This is a genomic window from Tamlana flava (assembly GCF_041287255.1).
Lineage (GTDB): Bacteria > Bacteroidota > Bacteroidia > Flavobacteriales > Flavobacteriaceae > Tamlana > Tamlana flava.
On record NZ_JBGGTX010000002.1, the window covers coordinates 1,002,752 to 1,026,218 of the forward strand.

Consider the following 23,467-nt stretch of genomic DNA (forward strand, 5'->3'; position numbering starts at 1 on the left):
ATTAACAAATGTTGATAATTTTATGCTTTAGTCGATAAAATGCTTTATAATGGGGTGAAAATTTCGTATATTTGTTTGTGTTCAAGAGTCCCGAAAACGGGATTTTTTTGTGAGATACAACTAAACTCAAAATAAGATAATATTTTAAGATATGAGCGAAGCAAAAGAAGAATTTAACAAGCATAACTATTCGGCAGATAGCATTCAGGCTTTAGAGGGTATGGAACATGTGCGTATGCGTCCGTCCATGTACATTGGAGACATTGGTACACGTGGTCTGCACCATTTGGTTTATGAGGTGGTAGACAACTCTATTGATGAGGCTTTGGCAGGGCACTGTAACAATATTACGGTAACCATAAATGAGGACAATTCTATTACTACTGAAGATGATGGGCGTGGTATCCCTGTAGATTTGCACAAAAAGGAAGGCGTGTCTGCGCTGGAAGTTGTAATGACCAAGATAGGTGCCGGGGGTAAGTTTGATAAAGATTCTTATAAGGTTTCTGGTGGATTGCACGGTGTAGGTGTTAGTTGTGTTAATGCTTTGTCCCAACATTTAAAGGCTACCGTTTACAGAAATGGGCAAATTTGGGAGCAAGAATATGAGAGAGGAAAAGCCTTATATCCAGTAAAATCTATTGGTGAAACTGAAAAAAGGGGTACAGTGGTTACTTTCAAACCAGACCCGATTATTTTTACCCAAACACTTGAATATAGTTATGATACTTTAGCGAGTAGACTTCGCGAGTTGGCCTTCCTTAACAAAGGTATTACGGTTCATTTAGTTGATAAGAGAACGAATAAAAGTGATGGTACTTTTGAGGGTGAAACATTTCATTCAAAAGAAGGTCTAACGGAATTTGTGAGATATCTTGATGCAACCAGAGAACCTTTGATGAAAGATGTTATTGCGTTTGAAGGTGAAAAAAATGATATCCCTGTTGAAGTAGCGATGGTTTATAATACCTCTTATGCAGAGAACCTTCATTCTTATGTAAATAATATTAACACCCATGAAGGTGGTACACATTTGTCTGGTTTCCGTCGTGGTTTAACTCATACGCTTAAAAAGTATGCTGATGAGTCAGGATTATTAAAAAACTTAAAATTTGAGATTGCTGGTGATGATTTCCGAGAGGGATTAACGGCTATTATTTCGGTAAAAGTTGCAGAGCCGCAATTTGAAGGACAAACCAAAACCAAATTGGGTAATCGTGAGGTTTCAGCTTCGGTAAGCCAAGCAGTTTCAGAAATGCTGACCGATTATCTTGAAGAACATCCTGACGATGCCAAGACCATTGTTCAAAAGGTGATTTTGGCTGCACAAGCACGTCACGCAGCGCAAAAGGCACGTGAGATGGTGCAACGTAAAACTGTTATGAGCATTGGTGGTTTGCCAGGTAAATTATCGGATTGTTCAGAGCAAGACCCTGCAAAATGTGAGGTATTTTTGGTAGAGGGTGATTCTGCAGGTGGTACTGCAAAACAAGGTAGGGATAGAAATTTCCAAGCCATATTACCGCTTCGGGGAAAAATCTTGAATGTTGAAAAGGCCATGACCCACAAAGTGTTTGAGAACGAAGAAATAAAAAACATTTTTACGGCTTTGGGGGTTACTATTGGGACAGAAGAAGATAGCAAAGCATTGAATCTTTCTAAACTTCGCTACCATAAAATTGTTATTATGTGTGATGCCGATATTGATGGTAGCCATATAGCGACTTTAATTTTGACGTTCTTCTTCCGATATATGAAGGAGCTTATTGAAAATGGGCATGTGTATATCGCAACACCACCATTGTACTTAGTCAAAAAAGGCAACAAAAAAGCCTATGCCTGGAATGATAAGGAACGTGATGCACTGGTTGAGGAATTTGGGGGGTCGGCCAACATTCAGCGCTACAAAGGTCTGGGAGAGATGAATGCCGAACAACTTTGGGACACTACCATGAATCCTGAGTTCAGAACACTGCGTTCGGTTCAAATAGATAACGGATCTGAAGCAGATAGAATATTCTCTATGTTAATGGGCGATGAAGTGCCACCACGAAGAGATTTTATTGAAAAGAACGCTATTTATGCAAATATTGATGCATAGATAATATAGAGTAATATATAATTTAAAACACCCTAGATAGAAATATCTAGGGTGTTTTTTTGTGCTATGAACAATCTATAATATCGTTAAAACGCGAATATTTTCGATTAAATGTTGTTTTTCGTGTTTTTTTTCCTATGTTTGTAAAACCAAATCGTAATTATGAAAAAGATATTTCCAATTGTCCTACTAAGTTTGGTTTGTTTTGCATCCAAAGCACAAGACATTGATGCGCTTCTTGCCGCAGGTATCGAGGATGCTCAAAGGTTTGCAAATGGTTATTTAATGCCCGGTACCAATGGCTTGATACACAGCATGAATGCCAACTGGTTTAATACGGCAGATGCCAAGCCTTTGGGTGGATTTGAGATTTCAATTATAGCCAATGCATCCACCGTAAAAGATAATAACAAGATGTTCAATTTGAACACGGCCGATTACAATAACGTTACTTTTCCTGATAATTCAACATCCAAAATGGTGTCAACGGTGCTAGGTGAAAACGACCCAGCAATTTTTGTTGAAGTGGAATATGAAGACCCCATTTTTGGAAATCAAACAGAAACCATTGAATTACCCAACGGTATAGGGTCTAGCAGTGCTAATTTATTGCCTACTGCTTTTATTCAAGGTGCATTAGGGTTAAGTAAAGGGATTGAAATAAAAGCCCGTTTTGTACCAAAAATTGATACAGAAGAAGTGTCTTTAAGTATGTACGGTGCTGGATTGCAATTTGAAATGACTAAGTGGTTACCAGCAGATAAAGTTCTGCCTATAGCCATTTCAGGTTTGGTAGCATACACACATTTAGATGGGTCATACGATTTAACAGATTCTTCAGGAATACAAGGTGATAACCAGCGCATGGAAAGTAAAACCGATACATGGCTATTTCAATTAATAGCTTCAACCAAACTTCCTGTTATAAATTTTTATGGAGGTTTGGGTTATATCAAAGGAAAATCAGAATCAGATTTATTGGGAACTTACATAGTTACAGATGGTATTTTAACTTCGCAGCCAATTGTTGACCCTTTTTCAATTTCAAGTGAGGTGTCTTCTGTTAGAGGAACCATTGGAACAAAATTAAAGTTGGGCTTTTTTAGGCTTAATGCCGAATATCACTTATCAGAATTTAATGCCTTTTCAGTAGGATTGAATTTTGGATTTAGATGATAAGGCGAATTTAAAAATGGATTTATTTAGTTTTAGTTAGTTATATTTAATTTTTGTTGAAAAGTGCGAGATTTTTATCTCGCACTTTTTTATTAAACGCTTATTAATTCGTAATTTCGCATGACCAAAATCATATATTTTTTGGTGTAAAACCAAGAATTTTGTTGCGTAAAAAATAATAACAAATAAATAACTAAACACAAATCAAATGAAAGTAACAGTAGTAGGTGCTGGAGCAGTAGGTGCCAGTTGCGCAGAATATATTGCCATTAAAAATTTCGCCTCAGAAGTTGTATTGCTTGATATAAAAGAAGGCTATGCAGAAGGAAAGGCTATGGACTTAATGCAGTGTGCATCATTAAACGGTTTTGATACAAAAATTACAGGGGTAACAAATGATTACAGTAAAACGGCAAATAGTGATATTTGCGTTATAACTTCAGGTATTCCTCGTAAACCGGGTATGACACGTGAAGAATTAATTGGCATTAACGCTGGTATTGTAAAAGCCGTTGCTACTAGTTTATTGGAACATTCACCAAATATGATTCTTATTGTGGTGAGCAACCCAATGGATACTATGACTTATTTAGCGCACAAATCACTAAACCTGCCTAAAAATAGAATCATTGGAATGGGTGGAGCTTTAGATTCTGCACGTTTTAAATACAGATTGGCAGAAGCTTTGGATGCCCCTATTAGCGATATTGATGGTATGGTTATAGGAGGCCATAGTGATACAGGTATGGTGCCGTTAACATCACATGCAACAAGAAACAGCATTAAAGTTTCAGAATTTTTAAGTGAAGAGCGTTTGGCCCAAGTTGCAGAAGATACTAAAGTTGGTGGTGCTACACTTACAAAATTATTGGGTACTTCAGCTTGGTATGCGCCTGGTGCCGCAGTTAGCGGATTGGTTCAAGCCATTGCCTGCGATCAAAAGAAAATTTATCCTTGTTCTACCTTTTTGGAAGGTGAATATGGTTTAAGCGATATCTGTATTGGTGTTCCGGTAATTCTAGGAAAAAATGGTATTGAAAAAATAGTTGATGTGCCGTTAAGCGACGCTGAAAAATCACATATGAAAGCCAGTGCAGAGGGTGTTAAAAAAACAAACGACTTGTTGGAAGTTTAAACAAGCTTCATCAAAATACTTAATTTTATAAAGACTGTAGTAATACAGTCTTTATTTTTTTATATTTGGTGCATGATTGCTAGATGGTGCATTAGTGCTTTAATTTTTACGCTTACTTTATTTGGCGTTGTTAGCCAACAACAAGTTACTTTACCGAATCAGGAAATAGTATTGCAGTTTTCAGATGTTGCTTTAACTTCTGATGATACGCAATTCGCCATTGCTACGGTTAAAAAACAGCTACAAGATTTAGGGGCGGAAAACATAAAAGTAAAACACCTTGAAAACGGAAGTATCAATATTGAATATTTCAGTGATACCGATGTTGCCAGTATTAAGGAAATCCTCTCCAATAATGAAGTTTTAGCACTCGATTTTTCAGATAATCCTACAAAAGAAAATCAATCAAACCTTCCTTTTAATGATAAAGTTTATTTTGACCTTGATGTTTATGAAATCCAAAATGGGAATGACACCAAAGGCGATCTAAACGGAACTATTGTTTTAGAGGTTGAGGTTAAAAGTAACCGTTCGTTAGAACCCGATATCAATCTGTTTTTTAATCCAACAGATTTAAAAGGGGAAGCAGATTTTACAAAACGGCCAAATACAATTCGCAAAAGCATCGCGATAGCTATAAAGGATACTTCACATATAATACCCGAAGGCAGGGCAGGGCCAATTTGTTAAAACGGAAACTTTAAAAGTTTCATTATTCCGTAAAATTCAATTTCAAAAGTAGCTTTCGTGGGTAAAAAAGGCATGACTACATATTCATATTAAAATAAAAATTGTCAAATCTTAAGGTAAATGATATATTTGCCCGTTTTAAAAAATTTGACCAACTAAATTTATACACATGCAAAATAAAGGATTAGTAAAATTATTTGCTATTTTGTTTGGTTTGGTAAGTGTTTACCAGCTTTCATTCACATTCAAAGCAAATTCAATTGAAAAGGAGGCCGAAGAAATGGCCATCAACAAAATTTCTGACACAGAAGATGATTATCGCGCTAAACGCAGTCAAGAGGAGGCCGATTATCTTCAGTCTATTGCAACCGATACGGTTTTTAATATTGGTGTTGCAAAATTCACTTATAACGAAGTGAAGCAAAAGGCCATGAACCTTGGCTTAGATTTAAAAGGAGGTATTAACGTTATACTTCAAGTTTCGGTAAAGGACATCTTAAAAGGCTTGGCCAATAATACCAGCGACCCTGTTTTCAATAAGGCTTTAGATGATGCTTCAGAACTTCAAAAAAACAGTCAGAATACGTATTTACAAGATTTCTTCACCGCTTTTGATGCCATAAAAGGTGATACAAAATTAGCTTCTCCAGATATTTTCTACACTAAAGAATTGGACGGCGAAATAGACGGAAGTATGAGTGACGATGAGGTAAAAAACATTATTGAAACTAAAATTGATGAGTCTATCGTTTCTGCTTTTGAAGTATTACGTAAGCGTATTGATGAGTTTGGTGTAACCTCACCAAATATTCAGCGTTTAGGAACATCGGGCCGTATTTTGGTTGAATTGCCAGGTGTTAAAGATGTTGAAAGAGCAAAGTCGCTATTGCAAAGTACGGCACAATTGGAGTTTTGGGATGCTTACAAAGGTGAGCAATTCTATCAATTTTTAGGTCAGGCGGATGTAGTTTTAAAGGATATTGTTGAAGAGGAGGCTAAAGCCGTAGAAGTTGAAAGCCAAGATCAGGAAGATGCCCAAGACTCACAAATCGATGAATTATTAGGAGATAGCCAAACCGATTCAACTGCGGTAGACACCAATAATAACCCATTAGGGAAATTAATAAAAGGAATTGGCTACCAAGGTGGTCCAATCATTGCAAAGTTTGCCATTAAGGACAAACAAACAGTTCTAGATTATTTAAACATGCCAGAAGTAAGGGCATTGCTTCCAGCGGAAATGCGCTACACAAAATTCGTTTTTGGTAAGCCTGAAAAAGATAGCGAGTTGGTTGATTTATATGCTTTGGTTGGTAATAGAGAAGATGTGCCACCATTGAGTGGAGCAGTAGTAACCGATGCCAGCAATGAGTTCAGTCCTGTGGGTAACAGACCGGAAGTGGCCATGCAAATGAACTCAAAAGGTGCTAAAATTTGGGAAGAAATGACGGGCAATGCTTATCAGCAAGGAAGTCAAATCGCCATTGTATTGGATGATGTAGTGTATTCTGCTCCGGGTGTAACTTCAGGCCCTATAGCGGGAGGACGTTCTTCTATTTCTGGAGATTTCACCCTGAATGAAGCCATCGATTTGGCCAACGTTTTACGTGCAGGTAAATTGCCGGCTTCTGCAGACATTATTCAAAGTGAGGTTGTTGGACCATCTTTGGGTCAAGAAGCTATAGATAGTGGTACAACATCATTCTTAATTGCATTGGTCTTGGTATTGCTTTGGATGATTTTTTACTACGGAAAGGCAGGTATTTTTGCCGATATAGCCATGATATTGAACATCCTTTTAATTTTTGGGGTTCTATCTGGCTTGGGTGCTGTATTAACTTTACCAGGTATTGCCGGTATTGTGCTTACCATTGGTATGTCGGTTGATGCCAACGTACTTATCTATGAACGTATCCGAGAAGAATTGGCCAAAGGAAAAGGGCAAATAGAATCCATAAAAGACGGATTTAGTAATGCTTTGTCATCCATTTTGGATGCCAATATTACAACAGGTTTAACAGCGCTTATCTTATTTGTATTCGGTACAGGACCAATCAAAGGTTTTGCAACCACTTTACTTATAGGTATTTTAACTTCTTTGTTCACCGCCATTTTTATTACGCGATTGTTAATCGACTGGTACGCAAATAAAGGAGGTAAATTGGATTTCTCTACTGGAATAACTAAAAACCTGTTTAGAAACATCAACATTGAATTCCTTAAAAAACGTAAACTTGCTTATATTATTTCAGGTGCATTTATTGCATTGAGCTTAGGGTCTTTGTTCACAAGTGGATTAGATCAGGGCGTAGATTTTGTTGGAGGTAGAACTTACCAAGTGCGTTTTGCACAAGATGTTAGCGCTGAAGAAATCACAAATCTGCTGTCACAGCCTGACGTGTTTTCAAGTGCAGATGCCAAAACATTTGGTGATGCCAACCAGTTGAAAATCACGACCAAGTATAAAGTAAACGAGTCTGGTGCCGAGGTTGATGAGGAAATCAGAGAAAAACTATATACCGCTTTGGTGCCTCATTTAGAGGGTATATCCTATGAGCAGTTTATGGATTTGAATGACGAAAACAAGCAAGTAGGTTTATTGGAATCGTATAAAGTGACGCCAACCATTGCCGACGATATAAAACAAGCTTCAATCTGGGCTATTTTAGGATCGCTTATCGTAGTGTTCCTCTATATTTTATTCAGATTCAAGAAGTGGCAATATTCGTTGGGTGCAGTTGTGGCTGTATTTCATGATGTGTTGATTGTATTAGGGGTGTTCTCGTTAACATACAGATTTATGCCGTTTAATATGGAAATAGATCAAGCTTTTATAGCGGCCATACTCACCGTTATTGGTTACTCGCTTAACGATACAGTGGTAGTGTTTGATAGAATTCGTGAGTTTTTCAACGAGCATACCAGCTGGAATTTTAATCGTGTGGTAAATTCATCATTGAGCAGCACATTAAGTAGAACTTTAAACACCTCGTTAACTACCCTTGTGGTGTTATTGGCCATCTTTATTTTTGGTGGCGATTCCATACGTGGGTTTATGTTCGCACTTATTGTAGGTGTAATTGTAGGTACCTATTCATCGTTGTTCATTGCAACACCAGTGATGTACGATACCATAAACAGACTTGAAGAAAAAAAGAAGAAAAACTAAAACTAACTCAATTTTTCTTTGAAAAGAAGCCCGTTAACTTTTGTTGACGGGCTTTTTATTTGTCATTTATGAAAATCACTTTAACAAATCTTTAAAAATAAAAATGAGGTTTTAGTCAAAAAGACTTAATATCTTCACTAAAACTAAAAAACATCCCAATTTTTAAAAGATGATTTCAAGGTATTTGAAACTTTTAATTTTAGTGATTTCTGTCCATTTATGTGGTGGGGCGAGTTCTGCCCAAACCATTGAAATAAAAGGCTGGGTTGCTGATGAAAATAGCAATCAACCTTTGGCTTACGCTACGGTTATGATTGCCGACAATGAAACCCAAAAACCCATTACAGGTTCCGTAACTACCGATAACGGTGCCTTCGTTTTGCAAACTGCAGCCGAAAACTTTTATATCGAAATCAGTTTTATTGGGTTCGTATCTAAAACTATAAGGGATTTCGGCATTTCTAATAATATGATTGATCTGGGCACAATTTACCTTTCGGAAGATTCCCAGCAACTAGACCAGGTTGTGGTTCAGGCCGAAACTTCACGTACCCAGTTTAAGCTGGATAAACGCGTGTTCAATGTGGGTAAAGATATCGCCAATACCGGAGTTAGTGCATTGGAGGTTCTCAATAATGTGCCGTCAGTCAATGTAAATATTGAAGGGGTGATTAGTCTTCGTGGAAATTCAGGCGTGCAAGTGCTGATTAACGGAAAGCCCTCTATTTTAACAGAAGACGGCGGTGCATTGGGCAGCATCACCGCCGATATGATTGAAAGTATCGAGGTCATCACCAATCCCTCTGCAAAGTATGATGCCGAAGGTACATCAGGAATCATCAATATCATCATCAGGAAAGAGGAACGAAAGGGTTTGAATGGCTCGGTTAGTTTAAATACTGGTGTTCCGGATAATCATAGCGTGGGGATAAGTTTAAATCGCCGATCCGAAAAGTTTAATCTATTTACCCAATTAGGTTTGGGACGAAGAAGTTACCCTCGTGATGGTGAAAATACAAACATTGACCTCGTAAACAACACAACCCTTTTTAACATTGGTACAGACTATAGGAATGAGAAGTTTTATAATATGACCTTAGGCACGGATTATTACATTACCCCGACGGATGTAGTAACGCTATCCGGTAATTTTGCCTATGAAATTGAGGACCAACCTTCAAACAATAACTTTAAATTGTTTGATGAAAACGATGATTTGGTTTCTGAATGGAATCGCTCCGAAGCCACTGAAGCTACAAACCCCAAATGGCAATACGAACTGGTTTATAAAAAGGATTTCGAAGACCATGAAGATCACGACCTATTCTTTAGTGCCATAGGAAATTCCTTTGCCAAAGATTTGTCTTCCTTGTTTAATGATGCCACCGTTTTGGGTAATGACCGGGATGGCACGCAAAGAACCAGGTCAGATTTTGCTGAGTACATTTATACCTTTAAATTAGATTATACCAAACCTTTTTCGGAACAGTGGAGCATGGAAATAGGCGCCCAATATGTGCTGAACGATGTAAGCAACGATTATGAAGTTGCCAATCTGGTGAATGGGAATTTTGAACCCGATGCTGGTCTAACCAATATCTTTAATTACGACCAAAAAGTTTTTGGAGTCTATTTTTCGGGTGCTTATGAAGGAGAAAAATGGGGGTTGAAAGCAGGACTCAGATTGGAACAAACCGATCTAAAAACCTTTCTGGAGACCACCAACCAAAGCAACAATCAAAATTACACCAATCTGTTTCCCAGTGTGCATACATCCTATAAATTTTCGGAGATTGTTTCCTTGCAAGCCGGATATTCAAAGCGGGTGTTCAGGCCAAGACTTTGGGATTTAAATCCTTTTTTCAACATTCGAAACAGTTTTAATATTCGACAAGGAAACCCGGAGTTGCAGCCCGAATTTACCGATTCGTACGAAGTCACCACCATTTTGGATATCGGTAAAACCTCATTAAACTTCGGGGTTTACCATCGTCTTACTACCGATATGATTGAACGCATTACTTTCTCTGAAGACAACGTTAATACCACTCGGCCTGAAAATATTGGCACGAACAGCACGGTGGGCATCGAGTTCAATACCAAATATACGCCCATAGATTGGCTCACGTTTAATGTCGATTTCAATTATAACAGCTTTAATCGGGAAGGCACTTTTGAATCCCAAGTTTTTGATTTTAAAGGAGACCAATGGACCTCAAAACTAATGGCAAAATTTAAATTGCCCGCTAGTATAGATTTTGAGGCCACGGGCAATTACCAATCCGAATTCAAAACCGTGCAGGGCAGCGTGAAGGATATTGCTTTTTTAGATTTGGGCCTGCGAAAAAAAATACTGAAAGGTAAAGGCGTTTTTAATGTTGGTGTTCGTGATGTATTTGCCTCACGCTATTTTGAAAGTTTTACTACCCAAACTGATTTTACCAACTACAGCAAAAATACACGCGGACGCTTTGTAAGCTTAGGGTTTAGCTATGGCTTTGGAAAAGGTGAAGCTATGGAATACAGCGGTGGAAGGCGGCATTGATTTAGTTTTTTAAAGGGTTATTGAACTTATTGGCAAAATCAGTTTTTGTAACCCAAAGAATCAGAAGCTCAAACTATCCCCAACACGAAGGTTCCAGATATCGGCCAAACCAGCATTAACTTCCAAAACATATTTTGCTGGAGCGTTTGAGGGCAACGAAGATTCATCAAAAGGTTTGGCGTTTTTTTGGAAGCTTACAATTTTTTTATTGGTACCCACATAAATCAGGTCCAAAGGAATTTCGGTATTTTTCATATAGAAATAGCGTGGGCCTTCATCTTCAAACACAAACAGCATCCCTTGATTATTTGGCATGCTATGGCGGTACATAAGGCCCGTTTCACGGTCAAATTCGGTATCGGCTATTTCAATATCTAAGGTAATTTTGGTTGAATCAATACTTTTAAAAATAGTGAGTTCGCCTTCTTTTTTAAAACTCACCTCGGTTTGCTTAATAACTTTTTTGTCGTTTTTGCATGACGTCAAAACCATTAAAGAAGTAAGGCAAAAAAGTAAAAAGAAGGATTTAAAACGCATATTACTTTTCTACATTTTTGGGATTGTAAACAGACATAAAATAGAGCCCAGTCAAAATAAAAGGAATACTTAGCCATTGGCCAGTGTTTAGTCCAAGCCAGTTGATGTATTCATCGCCCTGTGGTTCTTTAACAAATTCAACAAAAAATCTAATCGTCCAAAGTAGGATTAAAAAGAGCCCGAACAAAAACCCGGTTTGGTTCTTTTTTTCAGTTTTCGAATAGAAATACCATAAACTCAAAAACACAAAAATATAGCAAAACGATTCGTAAAGCTGTGCCGGGTGGCGGTAAGGCACTTGTTCCACCAATTCGGGGTTGGCGGCAATAGCATCATAAGCTTTTTGCACGTTTTTGGTGCCCGCAATACGCATAGCGTCGTACTTGTTATAATAGTCTTGAATAAAGCGTACACCCAAAGGGAAATCGCCCGATTCTTTTCCGATAATTTCAGAATTGATAAAATTTCCAATCCTAATAAAAATAGCACCTGAAGCCACGGAAATCACCACACGGTCTAAAATCCAAAGAAGTGATTTGTACTTGTATTTTCGTCGGTACAAATACATGCCAATAATAATACCAATGGCTGCGCCATGGCTAGCAAGGCCTTGAAAACCTGTAAATTCAAAACCACCTTTAAATTTAAACGGTAAAAAGATGCTGAAAAAATCTTGGGTGATCAATTCAGACTGGTAAAACAAAACATGGCCCAATCTTGCGCCCAGCATGGTGGCCAAAACAGTATAGATAAAAAGTGGGTCGAGGTAGTCCAAAGATATTTTTTCTTTGGTGAAAATACGTTTCATAATGTACCACCCAAATATAAATGCAACCACCCACATCAGACTATAAAAGTGGAGTTTGAAATTTCCAGAAATATCAATACCCGTAATGGGGTTCCAATTAAATTTTAAAAGTTGCATGTGCTTTGTTTTGTGCCGTAAATATAACGGTTTGTGTTGTGTTTTAAAATTTATTTAAGAAGCTCTACTATTTCAACTTCAAAAATTAGGTTGGATTGCGGCGGAATGCCACGCGTGCCAGATTCGCCATAAGCCAAATGGTAGGGTATAAACAAGGTAGCCTTATCTCCAACACTTAGTTGTTTCAGTCCTTCTTTAAACCCGGGAATCATTCGTGCATCAGGGCCTAGTTCAGCAGTTATGGGCTGGTAGCCATCTGCCGCTTTTCGTCTTGGGTTAACGACATCCAAAGCCTCCGCAATTTCCAATTTACTAGTTTCCAATAATTTTCCGCTTTCAAAATACACGGCATAATGGGTTAAAACTTCAGCAACTTCATGTAACTTTTCACCCGTCCCTTTTTCGGAAATATAGTATTGCAAACCAGATTCCAATGTTGTGGCTTGCGCCTGTTGTTTGTCAAATTTTGCCTTTGATGCTTTTATAATGGCTTCTGCTTTTGCTTCTTTTTCTTTTTCAAGACGTTCGGCTTCAATAAAATGATTTTTGAAAATTACAGGTGCATCAAAATTTTTAGCTGCTTTGCCTTTTCTTATTATTTTGACTACCTGCATCACATCATCTTGTTGAATGGAATCAACAACGTCCAGCCCAATAATCACTTCGCCAAAAACAGTATGACAGCTTACACGTCGGTCCTCACAATTTTTAAGATGGCCTTCTTCATCATAGGCATCGAGCCAAGGCGTGGCCTTATGAGTGATGTAAAACTGACTTCCATTGGTGCCGTAACCAGAATTGGCCATGGCTAAAATACCTTTTTTGTCGTGTTTTAGGCTGGGGTCGAATTCATCATTAAATCTATACCCAGGACTTCCCGAGCCATCACCGTTTGGGTCGCCACCTTGTATCATGAAATCGGGAACCACGCGGTGGAATTTTAACCCGTTATAAAATTTCTTGTCTTTCAGTGAATCACTTACCAGTGTATTGGTGCCTTCAGCCAACGATACAAAATTAGCCACTGTTGTTGGTACTTTTTCCTGTTCCAGTTTGGCCACCATAACGCCTTTATCGGTAGTGAATTCGGCATACATGCCATCTTCCAATTCTGGGTATGGTGCTTTGCAGGAAATGAATGAAATGAGTAGGGTAAAGGTTAAAAGTTTAACGACGTTTTTCAGGGATTTCATTTTAATTGGTTTGATTTGGCGTAATTGAGTTTATGGTGACTTCGCAAATTAAAGGGGTATTGCTACCTATTTTGTTCTCGTCGCCGTAATATCCGAATGCTTTTTGCGATGGAAATAAAAACGTGACTGTTTCACCAGTTTTCATCAATTTTAGGCCTTCACGCAACCCGGTAAAAAGCTCTTCCTTGTCCATGGCATAGGTTTGGGTTTTTAGGTCTTCAGAAGAATAAATGGTGTGCCCTTTTAGGGATTTTACGTCATAATTGAAGTTGACGATATCACCGAAATCAGGTGTTTTTAAGGTGTCGTTTTCAGTTTTGATATTGTAGTAATACCAAAATCCACTCTCGGAAGCAATATAATCTTTCTGTTGTTGCTCCATTATTTTTTCAATGGTAGCTTGTTCTTTGGCGTTCAGTTTTTTGTTCCGCTCAACGGAAGCATCAATGAAAGAACCTGTTTTTACAGAAATTGGGCGTCTGGCTTCAGGGGTTTTGCAGTTGAAAAGCAGCAAAACAAAAGCAAGGGTTAATAATTTATTCATCATTCAGGGCTTTATTATAACTAGGCAATATACTAATAAATTTTTCAACAGTGTCTTTTAAGGACAAATAGCTCTTGCCTCCGGCAGCATTGATGTGCCCACCACCGTTAAAATGCGCTCTGGACATTTCATTTACCGAAAAATTGCCTTTTGAGCGTAACGATATTTTAATGATGCCTTCCTGTTTATCTTCTATAAATATTGCTGCCAAAACAATGCCTTCTATCGAGAGACCATAATTTACAACACCTTCGGTGTCTCCCTTTTTGTAATTAAAGCGGTTCAACTCTTCTTGTGAAAGCGTAATATAGGCCGTTCTAGATTCTGGAATAACCACTAAATTACTCAGTGCACAACCCAATAGCTGTAAGCGCTCACAGCTGTTGGAATCATAAATGTTATTATGGATTTCAGCATTATCAGCTCCTTTTTCCATTAAATGGGCAACAACATTGTGTGTGGTGCTGCTGGTAGATGAAAATCGAAATGAGCCCGTGTCGGTCATAATCCCAACGTATAAACATGTGGCAATATCTTTATCGATTAAATCAATATCCCCAAGCATATCAATAAAATAGTAAACCATTTCGCAAGTTGAACTCATGCGCACATTGCTATATATATATAGCGCGTAATCATCTGGAGCTTGATGGTGGTCTATCATGATTTTTATGCCTTTGCTTTCTGCCAAAACCTGTTCCATTTGGTCAGTTCTATGAAGGGCATTAAAATCTAATGTGAAAATAATATCGGCATCTGCAATTAGGTCATTGCACATTTTTGTTTGGGAATCGTGCCTTAAAATGGAATCGCTTCCAGGTATCCATTTTAAAAAAGAAGGAAAGTCATTAGGCACTATAACCTGCACGTCATGATTTCTTTTTAAGAGATAGAGGTATAGACCTAAAGTAGACCCAATGGCGTCGCCGTCAGGATTTTTATGGGGTACAATAACTATCTTTTTTTTTGTGGCCAATAGCTGCTTAATGCTAGCAATATCTTGTTTTGTCATAGATTGCGAATATACAATATTTTTAAAATTGGCAGACTTGCCATTAAGCAGAAATACATTACTTTTGCACGAAAATCAACGAAAAGGATTTGTTGGTTTTTATTAATTCTTGAATACATTAAAATAATATAAATGGCAATAAATAGAACATTTACCATGATAAAGCCGGATGCGGTTGAAAAAGGGCACATAGGTGCCATATTGGAAAAAATTGCAGCTTCAGGTTTTAGAATAGTGGCAATGAAATTAACCCAAATGACAAAAGCAGATGCGAAAGAATTTTACGGTATTCATAAAGAGCGCCCGTTTTTTGCCGATTTGGTGGAATATATGACACGTGGACCAATAGTGGCGGCCATTTTGGAAAAAGACAATGCCGTAGATGATTTTAGAACTTTAATTGGAGCAACAAACCCCGAGGAAGCTGCCGAGGGAACCATTAGAAAAATATACGCCAACTCGATAAGTGAAAATGCCATACATGGAAGCGATAGCGATGAAAATGCCGCTATTGAAGGCGCTTTTCACTTTTCAGGACGTGAAATGTTCTAGGATAACACTATTGAATTTTATAAATGGACTGAAAGCTATTTGATGTTTTCAGTCTATTTTTTACTTCTATAATTTTTGAATCAAGAAAAATGGGCGCAAAAAAAAGCCTATCAATTTTGATAGGCCTTACTTGTAATTGTTAAATAGTATATAGTATTAGACTACTTTTACGTTTACGGCGTTCAATCCTTTTCTACCTTCTTGTAGATCGAATTCTACAACATCACCTTCACGAATTTCATCGACTAGTCCTGAAATGTGCACGAAATGTTCTTTTTTGGTGTCTTCCTCAATGATGAATCCAAATCCTTTAGAATCATTGAAAAACTTTACTGTACCTTTACTCATTGTATTTGTATTATAAAAATTAAAGCATCAAAGGTAATGTAAATAATAATACCTTGTTGAATTTTGCGCAATTATTTCAATTTAATTTTAAGGTGTAATTATCTTAAAACCAGTTTTTTAATAATTTCTTTGCCCAGCTCTTCATTTAAGATGTCAATAATTTTTTGTTTGCCATAACTTAGTTCTTCCCTTAAAACACTCGAACTTAGCTGCACATACAGTGTCTCTCGTTCTAAGTTCACCGAAGTTGTGTAATTGTTAACACCATTGCCCATAAGTTTTGCCCAAGCGTCCGCTACATTTACTTTGTTCAGGCCTTTTTCAAGCTTGTTGGCTTCTATAAATTCCTTGAGGGCATCGCTTATGCTGATATGTTCGTTGTTGCGTTTTGGCATGTTGATTAAATGTTTTTGGCGTTGCCACTAGGGTCGGGCTATTCGTTGCGGGCTTTTCTCTACTACCTCTAACGCACTTATTTACTGTCTTTTTTAAATCAAAACTTGTTTTATTTCTGGAGGGTTTCGTTTAATGTGTTTGCATATGGCTCATTGCGCGTACGAGCAACTAACTTACTAAAAAGAAACGAACCAGAGTAAAATCCGCGAGGATTTTCTGAGTAGGAATCAAGCCAAGTTATAGGTAACGATTTTTGGTTTAGCATTTAGTGAGCAATTGATTATACACGTTGTTGTGGTACGTCATTTTTTATTGGAAATTAAAATTAGGTTCTCTTGAACCATATTTTGGCAATTTGATTGGATATTAGGACTTATCTTTTAATGCATTTAGAGCCCAGGCAATCAAAAAGAATCCTATCCCAGTAATAATTGGAGGAAGCATTATTTTCGGAGCATAAAAACCACCTAAGTAAATCATAAATATTCCCAATACTATTAACAAGATTGCTGCTATTGCTAAAATTTTGCTTTTGTACATATTTACATATTTTACATGATTATTGAACTAATAATAAATTTCAAAGACATAGAGATTGTAGAATACAGAGCCTACTAGAATTCAAAATTAAATGTACCACAACGTGTTATATGTGGAATAAAAGTAAGCATTATCCCTTATTTATTTCCGGATAATAGGAGTTTTTGTTCCGCATTTTGGGTTTCTTTTAATTGGTTTAGGGCATGGTCCAACGGACTTTTAATATTCACCAAATCTTTTATGGTTACATGGGTGTAAATCATGGTGGTCTCTGTTTTACTGTACCCCAAAAGTTCTTGTATGTGCCTAATGCCCACGCCATTTTCCAATAAATGTGTGGCATAGCTGTGGTGCAAGGTATGCAGTTCAATAAGGGCTTTTATGCCAGCTGCTTTGCATGATTGTGTCAAAAACTTCCTGATGCTACTTGCCGTATTAGGAGCACCATTTCTGCCCTCAATAAAGTAAACCTTGGGCGGCGATATGTGATAATTCTCGATCTGATGCCAGTTTTAAAGTCAATTCAGAACGAAACTTGGACATGCTTAAATGCATCTCTTTTTTATTTTGGATACGTGTATTTCGAATTTGTATGCCTAAATATATTATTACTACAGCTAATGCGGCAATGATTTCTGAAATGAAATAAAAAATCTCTAAATCCAGATTTAATTTATTATTGCAACCACTCTTGCTGGCGCAGCCGAAGCTCCAACGATTTTTAATGGAAATACAGCAACTTTGAACCCTGAATAGGGCAGAGCATCTAAATTTACCAATTGTTCCATGTGACAGTATTCCTTGCGTTGGCCAACCAGATGAGCCTCCCAAAAATATTCCGAATTTGATGTCTCTTTTGCTTTTTTAAGCATATAAGGCAAGGGCAAATCCCAACCCCAAGAATTGATTCCCATTACTTTTATGCCTTGGTCAATAAGCCATTCTGTCGCCTCTGCACTCATTCCAGTCCCTTTTTTATGGAAGTCTCTTGTTCCATTAAATTTATCTCTGCCAGTTTTTATTAGAACTATCATATCAGGCTTTAGCATCAACTGATTTTTGGATAAAAAGCCTGTAATGTCCTCCACCATTATTGGGTCAAAATCTTCTTTATGTTTCATATCTATAACCAAACCTTCTCCAAAGCACCAATCCAATGGGATTTCCTCAATTGTTTTGGATTTTTTTCCGTTCGTAGTTGCTGAATAATGCCAAGGTGCATCTATGTGTGTTGTTGAATGCACCCCCATTTTTTGTATGGTATCGTCGGCCCAGCCCTCGAAATTTTTGGGAAATAATTTAAATGGTAAACCCAAAATGCGAATCAACCACTTCGCTTTTTTATGCGGCTTATGTTTTATCTTCACCTTCATGAACCAAGGGTCAGATTTATTGTATTTAATAGGCTTAGATAAATCTATTATCACCATTTTTTCAAATTATTGCCAACGGTTTAAGAAACTAAGATAGCAAACTTGTGAGGATTTTCAATGAGGAAAATCAGAAGCAATGAATTATACACTTTGTTGTGCTTAGTTTTTTAAATTCGTGAGTTCGTAAAATAAAAAAGATTGCCTGTTTAGGCAATCTTTAATACGATTTTCAATCTAAACTGTAATTAGTCAAAAACGACTTCAACGTCAATAGCATTTAAGCCTTTTTTTCCTTGTTCAGTTCTAAATTGGACTTTGTCATCCTCTCTGATATTGTCAATCAAACCAGTTGAGTGTACAAAAATATCCTCGCTAGAATCCTTCGATGTAATAAACCCAAATCCTTTGGAGTTGTTAAAAAATTTTACTTTGCCTTCTTGCATCATATTAAATATTAAGTTAAAAATAAATTTTGTTCAATTAGATTGACTAAGTAGCGTTTCCCTTTGGCCTATTATAAAAAAACCTACGAATACGTTTTTAATTCTTAAAAAAATAAAGTGATGATTGAAATAAAAAAGGAAAGAAAAGAAAACTCTTTAACTATTTACTAAATAATACCTTACTATTAAAAGGCGTTCTATCTTGAACAGCGCAAACATACATCTTTTATTTTTAGTAATTGATTAAAAGAGAAAATTATTAAATTTTTATACAATGTTGTGCTTTCGTTATTTTAAGTTATAGTTTTCTATTTCAGTTAATAATTCTTTACCTATTGCAGTCTGCTCTCTGTACCAATCAGTTAGATAAGGATCAAACAAAAATCCTCTATGTAATAGAGATATTACCACGTCATTTCCAGGATGTTGGCACAACTCATTCGTGTAATTGCCAACAACCTCTGTGAGCTTTTGATTAGGTATTTCAAGCAGTTGTAACCATTTGGTAAAAAAACCATTTTTATGAAATTCTAAATCCAAATCATTAGCCCAAACTTGACAACTACTCTCTTCAAATAATATTTTATCTGTTATGTTATAATATTTATAAATCAATTCTTCCAATCTCAAATCGTCAAGGTATTGTAAATATCCGGAGTTTTTCAATGACTCAAAGCCGGTTCTGTTGAAATTTATAGGTTGTTCAATCATCATTGCAAAAACCGCATTTGTTATGGTTCTTTGGGTTTCAGGATTAAAATCTCTTTTAGCAATTGCTAAAGTAGCTTTGGCACATATATTTGAATGTTCAGTTCGGGTTTTTAGCATTAATTTTCCAACTTCAATATCATCATTAATATTTCTGGCAATTTTATATAAATAGTTTTTAAGACTTTGTTTTTCAGTTCGAATGTTGTTTTGGTTATTAACTTGAAGTGCAATCAATATTCCAATTACAACGAGCACAATTTCTCCGATTGCATAAAGTAAATACTTGCTGAATTTGTTTTCAGTCAGCATTTTTTGGCGAATTTTTCTAAAGAATTTTATCATTGGTTAAATGGTTTCTTATAATGACGCACAACGGTCCGTATAACTGTCAGTTATCGGATTAAATATACTTTAATTTTGGTTTAGAACTGTAGTTGGCAATTCCGAGAGGATTAGGACGTAGTCGAATCCGCCGTAATTGCTGTTATACATTGTTGTGGGCAGGCTTTTCTTTTATCAGTTCTAATGTTTCCTTAATAAATTCTGCTTTTCCCAATACATAAGCTCCTCTGTCATTTCGATATTTTGAAGCTAATTCCAATTTCAAATTTTCGTATTCTTTTGCTCTTTTTTCATTTACGTTGAGATAATCACGAAATTTAATTTGTTCCCACATTATATTGTCTTTCGGACACATATGGATATGGAAAATTTGCTCTTTTTCTCCATTAAGGTTATAGCCTTTACCAAAAGACGAATACTCCTCAATGTTTTCTCTTGCTGGAACTTTAAAATGAGAATATCCCAATTCCGTAAATTGATCAATTAGAGTTTTGTCAAATAAAAGTTCTTTTGGAATTTCAATAAGTAAGTCGATATAAGGTTTCGATTTGATTTTTGGAATTGATGAGCTTCCAAAATGTTCCACACGTAATATTATTTCATTTCCGACTTTATCAAATATTCTTTTTTTTTCGTCTTCATAAATATTTTTCCACTCAGGATTGTGGTCAACCAATTCAACAGGGAAAAGTGTATTCCAATCATCTTTGGTCAAATCGTAAAGGTTTTTTTTCATTTTCGGTGATTTTCTCAGCTTGCGCACAACGATTTGTGTAAGGATAGTTGTGTAAGCGAGTAACTAACTTACTAAAAATGGAACGAACCAGAGGAAAATCCGCAGGATTTTCCGAGTAGGCTAGAACCAAGCAATTATTTTTACACGGTGTTACCTGCTGGCTTTATTAATTTTAAAATCCGAAGTTAACACCTAAATTAATTGTCGAAGCACTACCTCCACTTTCACTAATGTTAGCGTAAGAACCAATAATTGCAAATTTTTCTTTCAGATTATAAGTAATAATTGGTCTAATATAAAACCCGCCACTATCACTAAATGCATTAGCCGATAATCCATAGCCAATATCTGATCCAAGAGAGAAAGTTTGTGAAAGATTAATTCGGCCAGCAAACGCAATGGGGATATAAATATCTGGAATTGATCCGAAGGCACTATTGGAACCATTTGTATTATTTCCTTCTCCTAAAAATACTAGTACGCCTGTAGTTGGTCCAATGTTTATGTTTTCAGATACATCCCATAAATAATAAAAATTACCTAAAAGAGTATATGAAAAGTATTCACGAGATTCTCCTGTAGTTGGACCTACACCGACTTCCATTCTAAAACCTTTCTGTGCATTTATTGAAGAAATAAACAATAAGGTCAAAACGATAAAACTTAATTTTTTTTTCATAATTAGCTAGTTTTAGTTGTGTATGTTAAAATTAAACTATTTATTCTGTTTTCAGCTTGCAGGTAACGGTTTGGCTATGATTCCGTTGCGAGGAAAATCCGTAGGATTTTCAGAGTAGGAATCGAGCCAAGTTAAATATACAGTTTTTTGGTTTAGCATTTAACGAGCAATGGATTATAGTCGGTGTTCTATGCCGTTTATCTCTTTATTATTTTGGTCCCAATGCTATAATTTTTGCTGGTCCTATTGATCCGCCCACAGCAAATGCAATGTATTGTTTCCCCTCAACCAAATAGGTCATGGGAGCACCTGTAACATTTAGGGGAAGTTCTATCTCATGAATAAGCTCTCCGCTGTTCTTATCGAATACTTGCATTTTTGGTTCGAAATTAATTATTTCCTGAGTTTGCACTTCGTTTAGTTTTGCTCCTCCGACCAGAGCTGGAACGTACTCCCAATATTTTCCTTCTTGACCAATAAATAACAACGTCTTGGTAAGCAATGGAGATCCTCGTAAATTCCATCCTAATCTTGGTAAATTCAAGTCTTTTAATAAAGGATGGTTCCGAGGGCCATCTCCCAAAGCGGACTGCCATTTTTGATTCCCAGTATTTATATCTATGGCCGTTATTCTACCATAAGGAGGCTTAAACAGAGGAAGACCTTGAGGGCCTGAGACCCTGGAACTTTGCCATTGATAATTAGCATCTGTCTTAGTAGAGTCTGATTTTATTATTTTGAAAATACTTGGAAAAGTCATAGATGGGACATAAAGCACGCCTTTTTCCGTATCAACAGCTGCTCCATGCCAGTTAGCGCCACCTAATGCCCCAGGGAGATAAACTAAGCCCTTTTCAGTAGGAGGGGTAAATAATTCACCTTTATCTAATTCACTTAAACTTTCCCAGGCCTCATCAAACAATTCAGTAGTAAAATTGATAATGTCATCCTTGGTAACACCTTGTCTTTCAAAAGGTGCAGGCTTTGTGGGGAATGGTTGTGTTGAAGAAGTTCTTTCACCTGGCACGGAAGAAGGGGGGACAGGTTTTTCTTCAATTGGCCATATGGGTACGCCCGTTTCCCTATTAAAAACATATGTAAATCCTTGCTTGCTGACTTGTGCAACTATTTTCACAATTTTGCCGTCTCTATTAAGGTTTAAAAGATTGGGCGCTGCGGGTAAATCATAATCCCAAACTCCATGATGAACCATTTGAAAATGCCATATTCGTTCCCCTGTAAGTATATTTAAGCACACTAAGCTCTCTGCAAACAAGTTGTCGCCTAATCTATTGCCTCCATACCAATCGTTTGTTGGTGTACTTATAGGCAAATAAACATATCCTAATTCCTCATCGGCGCTCATTCTTGTCCAAACATTGGTGTTGCCGGTGACTTTCCACGATTCATTTTCCCAAGTTTCATTTCCAAATTCATTTGTTTGTGGTATTGTATGAAATACCCATAATTGTTTGCCAGTCTTAACATCAAATCCTCTCACATCTCCAGGAGGCCTCATGCTTTGAGGATTTGCATCGGTGATTGACGCCCCAACCACAATTACATTATTGGCGATAATTGGAGGAGTGGAAATTCCGTAATGAGCAGCATCAAACTGACGGCTAAGTCCCTGGGAAAGGTCTACCATTCCGCCTTTACCAAATGACTCCACTAAGCTCCCGTCCTTGGCATTTAACGCTATCAATCGAGCATCAGGGGTACCTACGATAATTCGCCCTCCAGTCCCATCATCCCAATAGGAAACCCCTCTGTGAATATATGCCCCATGTGCAGGACCATTCGACTTGTAGGTTTCAGGATTATAGGTCCAAATAGTTTTTCCTGTTAATCCATTTATTGCTGAAACAATTGCCGTTGAGGAGCTTACATACAAAATACCGTTAATAGCTAGAGGAGTGGCCTGGTAAATAGAAACCGGAAATTTAAACTGCTCTTTAAGATCATTGTCCGGTGATTCCCAAATCCATTTCACTTCGAGGTCTTTAACGTTTTCCTTATTGATTTGATCTAAAGGAGAGTATTTGGAACTGAATTTATCTGAAGCATAAGAAGTCCAATTAGCACCTAGATTTGATGATTTTTCCAAACAACCAAATGAGAATATTAGTATAGGAAGTAAGGCTAATAATTTATAATTAATTTTCATGTGTGTAAAATTTTCTGGTTATGGCATAACGTCCTGCTAAACGCAGTTCGGTCATGAGAACGAAGATACAAAAAGAGGGAGACAATGCAGCCTTTGTGAGCGCTGCCACGCGAGCGACGGCGGCATTGTCCCTCTCGCCCATAAATTTCCCTT

The 23,467-nt window shown here is 37.0% G+C and carries 22 protein-coding genes; 7 read left to right on the plus strand and 15 right to left on the minus strand.

From position 1 onward, the window contains the following. Positions 1–151 precede the first annotated feature (151 nt). From gyrB to ACB104_RS08965, 6 genes are all read left to right on the plus strand, one after another. Positions 152–2,101, plus strand: a complete 1,950-nt coding sequence (gyrB, locus tag ACB104_RS08940) for a DNA topoisomerase (ATP-hydrolyzing) subunit B (protein WP_370478021.1) — start codon at positions 152–154, stop codon at positions 2,099–2,101. A gap of 162 nt (positions 2,102–2,263) precedes the next feature. Further along, positions 2,264–3,277, plus strand: a complete 1,014-nt coding sequence (locus ACB104_RS08945) for a DUF6588 family protein (RefSeq protein ID WP_370478022.1) — start codon at positions 2,264–2,266, stop codon at positions 3,275–3,277. A gap of 208 nt (positions 3,278–3,485) precedes the next feature. Then, a complete protein-coding gene (gene mdh, locus ACB104_RS08950; protein ID WP_370478024.1) occupies positions 3,486–4,412 on the plus strand; it encodes a malate dehydrogenase in 927 nt (308 codons plus the stop codon). A 72-nt stretch (positions 4,413–4,484) separates the two neighbouring features. Beyond that, a complete protein-coding gene (locus ACB104_RS08955; RefSeq protein ID WP_370478026.1) occupies positions 4,485–5,102 on the plus strand; it encodes a hypothetical protein in 618 nt (205 codons plus the stop codon). Positions 5,103–5,271: 169 nt separating this feature from the next. Continuing rightward, complete coding sequence (gene secDF, locus ACB104_RS08960; protein ID WP_370478028.1) at positions 5,272–8,271, plus strand: protein translocase subunit SecDF; 3,000 nt, start codon at positions 5,272–5,274, stop codon at positions 8,269–8,271. A 169-nt stretch (positions 8,272–8,440) separates the two neighbouring features. Further along, positions 8,441–10,816: a TonB-dependent receptor gene (locus ACB104_RS08965; protein ID WP_370478029.1), complete on the plus strand. Its 2,376-nt coding sequence runs from the start codon at positions 8,441–8,443 to the stop codon at positions 10,814–10,816. Positions 10,817–10,876: 60 nt separating this feature from the next. Here the strand turns inward: ACB104_RS08965 and ACB104_RS08970 are convergent, their stop codons facing one another. Genes ACB104_RS08970 through ACB104_RS08990 form a run of 5 tightly spaced genes read right to left on the minus strand, consistent with a single transcriptional unit; the run spans position 10,877 to position 15,027 of the window. After that, the gene (locus ACB104_RS08970) at positions 10,877–11,353 is read right to left on the minus strand and encodes a DUF192 domain-containing protein (RefSeq protein WP_370478031.1); all 477 of its coding nucleotides are present in this window, start codon (positions 11,351–11,353) and stop codon (positions 10,877–10,879) included. 1 nt (position 11,354) lies between these two features. Continuing rightward, positions 11,355–12,278 carry a prolipoprotein diacylglyceryl transferase gene (lgt, locus tag ACB104_RS08975; RefSeq protein ID WP_370478033.1) on the minus strand — a complete coding sequence of 308 codons (924 nt, stop codon included), beginning with the start codon at positions 12,276–12,278 and terminating at the stop codon, positions 11,355–11,357. Positions 12,279–12,328: 50 nt separating this feature from the next. Beyond that, positions 12,329–13,471 carry a peptidylprolyl isomerase gene (locus tag ACB104_RS08980; protein WP_370478035.1) on the minus strand — a complete coding sequence of 381 codons (1,143 nt, stop codon included), beginning with the start codon at positions 13,469–13,471 and terminating at the stop codon, positions 12,329–12,331. Position 13,472: 1 nt separating this feature from the next. Further along, positions 13,473–14,015 (minus strand): gliding motility-associated peptidyl-prolyl isomerase GldI, encoded by a 543-nt coding sequence (gene gldI / locus ACB104_RS08985; RefSeq protein ID WP_370478036.1) that lies wholly within the window; start codon positions 14,013–14,015, stop codon positions 13,473–13,475. Next, complete coding sequence (locus tag ACB104_RS08990; RefSeq protein ID WP_370478038.1) at positions 14,008–15,027, minus strand: DHH family phosphoesterase; 1,020 nt, start codon at positions 15,025–15,027, stop codon at positions 14,008–14,010. The genes gldI and ACB104_RS08990 overlap by 8 nt, the downstream gene beginning before the upstream one ends. Before the next feature lie 132 nt (positions 15,028–15,159). Here ACB104_RS08990 and ACB104_RS08995 point away from each other — a divergent pair, with 132 nt between their 5' ends. Next, positions 15,160–15,579 (plus strand): nucleoside-diphosphate kinase, encoded by a 420-nt coding sequence (locus ACB104_RS08995; RefSeq protein WP_370478040.1) that lies wholly within the window; start codon positions 15,160–15,162, stop codon positions 15,577–15,579. A 156-nt stretch (positions 15,580–15,735) separates the two neighbouring features. Here ACB104_RS08995 and ACB104_RS09000 read toward each other — a convergent pair whose 3' ends face one another. From ACB104_RS09000 to ACB104_RS09045, 10 genes are all read right to left on the minus strand, one after another. Continuing rightward, positions 15,736–15,927, minus strand: a complete 192-nt coding sequence (locus ACB104_RS09000; RefSeq protein WP_370478041.1) for a cold-shock protein — start codon at positions 15,925–15,927, stop codon at positions 15,736–15,738. A gap of 98 nt (positions 15,928–16,025) precedes the next feature. After that, positions 16,026–16,322, minus strand: a complete 297-nt coding sequence (locus ACB104_RS09005) for a DciA family protein (protein WP_370478043.1) — start codon at positions 16,320–16,322, stop codon at positions 16,026–16,028. A 367-nt stretch (positions 16,323–16,689) separates the two neighbouring features. Next, complete coding sequence (locus ACB104_RS09010; RefSeq protein ID WP_370478045.1) at positions 16,690–16,863, minus strand: hypothetical protein; 174 nt, start codon at positions 16,861–16,863, stop codon at positions 16,690–16,692. A 137-nt stretch (positions 16,864–17,000) separates the two neighbouring features. Next, positions 17,001–17,363: a tyrosine-type recombinase/integrase gene (locus tag ACB104_RS09015; protein WP_370478078.1), complete on the minus strand. Its 363-nt coding sequence runs from the start codon at positions 17,361–17,363 to the stop codon at positions 17,001–17,003. Positions 17,364–17,531: 168 nt separating this feature from the next. Beyond that, positions 17,532–18,293, minus strand: a complete 762-nt coding sequence (locus ACB104_RS09020) for a cyclase family protein (protein WP_370478046.1) — start codon at positions 18,291–18,293, stop codon at positions 17,532–17,534. A gap of 188 nt (positions 18,294–18,481) precedes the next feature. Beyond that, a complete protein-coding gene (locus ACB104_RS09025; protein ID WP_370478079.1) occupies positions 18,482–18,679 on the minus strand; it encodes a cold-shock protein in 198 nt (65 codons plus the stop codon). A 288-nt stretch (positions 18,680–18,967) separates the two neighbouring features. Further along, complete coding sequence (locus ACB104_RS09030; RefSeq protein ID WP_370478048.1) at positions 18,968–19,732, minus strand: hypothetical protein; 765 nt, start codon at positions 19,730–19,732, stop codon at positions 18,968–18,970. A gap of 142 nt (positions 19,733–19,874) precedes the next feature. Continuing rightward, positions 19,875–20,468 (minus strand): GrpB family protein, encoded by a 594-nt coding sequence (locus ACB104_RS09035; RefSeq protein ID WP_370478050.1) that lies wholly within the window; start codon positions 20,466–20,468, stop codon positions 19,875–19,877. Between the two features lie 172 nt (positions 20,469–20,640). Further along, complete coding sequence (locus ACB104_RS09040) at positions 20,641–21,147, minus strand: hypothetical protein (RefSeq protein ID WP_370478051.1); 507 nt, start codon at positions 21,145–21,147, stop codon at positions 20,641–20,643. Between the two features lie 208 nt (positions 21,148–21,355). Then, a complete protein-coding gene (locus tag ACB104_RS09045) occupies positions 21,356–23,314 on the minus strand; it encodes a pyrroloquinoline quinone-dependent dehydrogenase (protein WP_370478053.1) in 1,959 nt (652 codons plus the stop codon). Positions 23,315–23,467 lie beyond the last annotated feature (153 nt).

Bases quoted from the DNA above. Each gene is read 5' to 3' on its own strand.
- gyrB (WP_370478021.1), top strand. From the start codon at position 152: ATGAGCGAAGCAAAAGAAGAATTTAACAAGCATAACTATTCGGCAGAT.
- ACB104_RS08945 (WP_370478022.1), top strand. From the start codon at position 2,264: ATGAAAAAGATATTTCCAATTGTCCTACTAAGTTTGGTTTGTTTTGCA.
- mdh (WP_370478024.1), top strand. From the start codon at position 3,486: ATGAAAGTAACAGTAGTAGGTGCTGGAGCAGTAGGTGCCAGTTGCGCA.
- ACB104_RS08955 (WP_370478026.1), top strand. From the start codon at position 4,485: ATGATTGCTAGATGGTGCATTAGTGCTTTAATTTTTACGCTTACTTTA.
- secDF (WP_370478028.1), top strand. From the start codon at position 5,272: ATGCAAAATAAAGGATTAGTAAAATTATTTGCTATTTTGTTTGGTTTG.
- ACB104_RS08965 (WP_370478029.1), top strand. From the start codon at position 8,441: ATGATTTCAAGGTATTTGAAACTTTTAATTTTAGTGATTTCTGTCCAT.
- ACB104_RS08970 (WP_370478031.1), bottom strand. From the start codon at position 11,353: ATGCGTTTTAAATCCTTCTTTTTACTTTTTTGCCTTACTTCTTTAATG.
- lgt (WP_370478033.1), bottom strand. From the start codon at position 12,278: ATGCAACTTTTAAAATTTAATTGGAACCCCATTACGGGTATTGATATT.
- ACB104_RS08980 (WP_370478035.1), bottom strand. From the start codon at position 13,471: ATGAAATCCCTGAAAAACGTCGTTAAACTTTTAACCTTTACCCTACTC.
- gldI (WP_370478036.1), bottom strand. From the start codon at position 14,015: ATGAATAAATTATTAACCCTTGCTTTTGTTTTGCTGCTTTTCAACTGC.
- ACB104_RS08990 (WP_370478038.1), bottom strand. From the start codon at position 15,027: ATGACAAAACAAGATATTGCTAGCATTAAGCAGCTATTGGCCACAAAA.
- ACB104_RS08995 (WP_370478040.1), top strand. From the start codon at position 15,160: ATGGCAATAAATAGAACATTTACCATGATAAAGCCGGATGCGGTTGAA.
- ACB104_RS09000 (WP_370478041.1), bottom strand. From the start codon at position 15,927: ATGAGTAAAGGTACAGTAAAGTTTTTCAATGATTCTAAAGGATTTGGA.
- ACB104_RS09005 (WP_370478043.1), bottom strand. From the start codon at position 16,322: ATGCCAAAACGCAACAACGAACATATCAGCATAAGCGATGCCCTCAAG.
- ACB104_RS09010 (WP_370478045.1), bottom strand. From the start codon at position 16,863: ATGTACAAAAGCAAAATTTTAGCAATAGCAGCAATCTTGTTAATAGTA.
- ACB104_RS09020 (WP_370478046.1), bottom strand. From the start codon at position 18,293: ATGGTGATAATAGATTTATCTAAGCCTATTAAATACAATAAATCTGAC.
- ACB104_RS09025 (WP_370478079.1), bottom strand. From the start codon at position 18,679: ATGCAAGAAGGCAAAGTAAAATTTTTTAACAACTCCAAAGGATTTGGG.
- ACB104_RS09030 (WP_370478048.1), bottom strand. From the start codon at position 19,732: ATGATAAAATTCTTTAGAAAAATTCGCCAAAAAATGCTGACTGAAAAC.
- ACB104_RS09035 (WP_370478050.1), bottom strand. From the start codon at position 20,468: ATGAAAAAAAACCTTTACGATTTGACCAAAGATGATTGGAATACACTT.
- ACB104_RS09040 (WP_370478051.1), bottom strand. From the start codon at position 21,147: ATGAAAAAAAAATTAAGTTTTATCGTTTTGACCTTATTGTTTATTTCT.
- ACB104_RS09045 (WP_370478053.1), bottom strand. From the start codon at position 23,314: ATGAAAATTAATTATAAATTATTAGCCTTACTTCCTATACTAATATTC.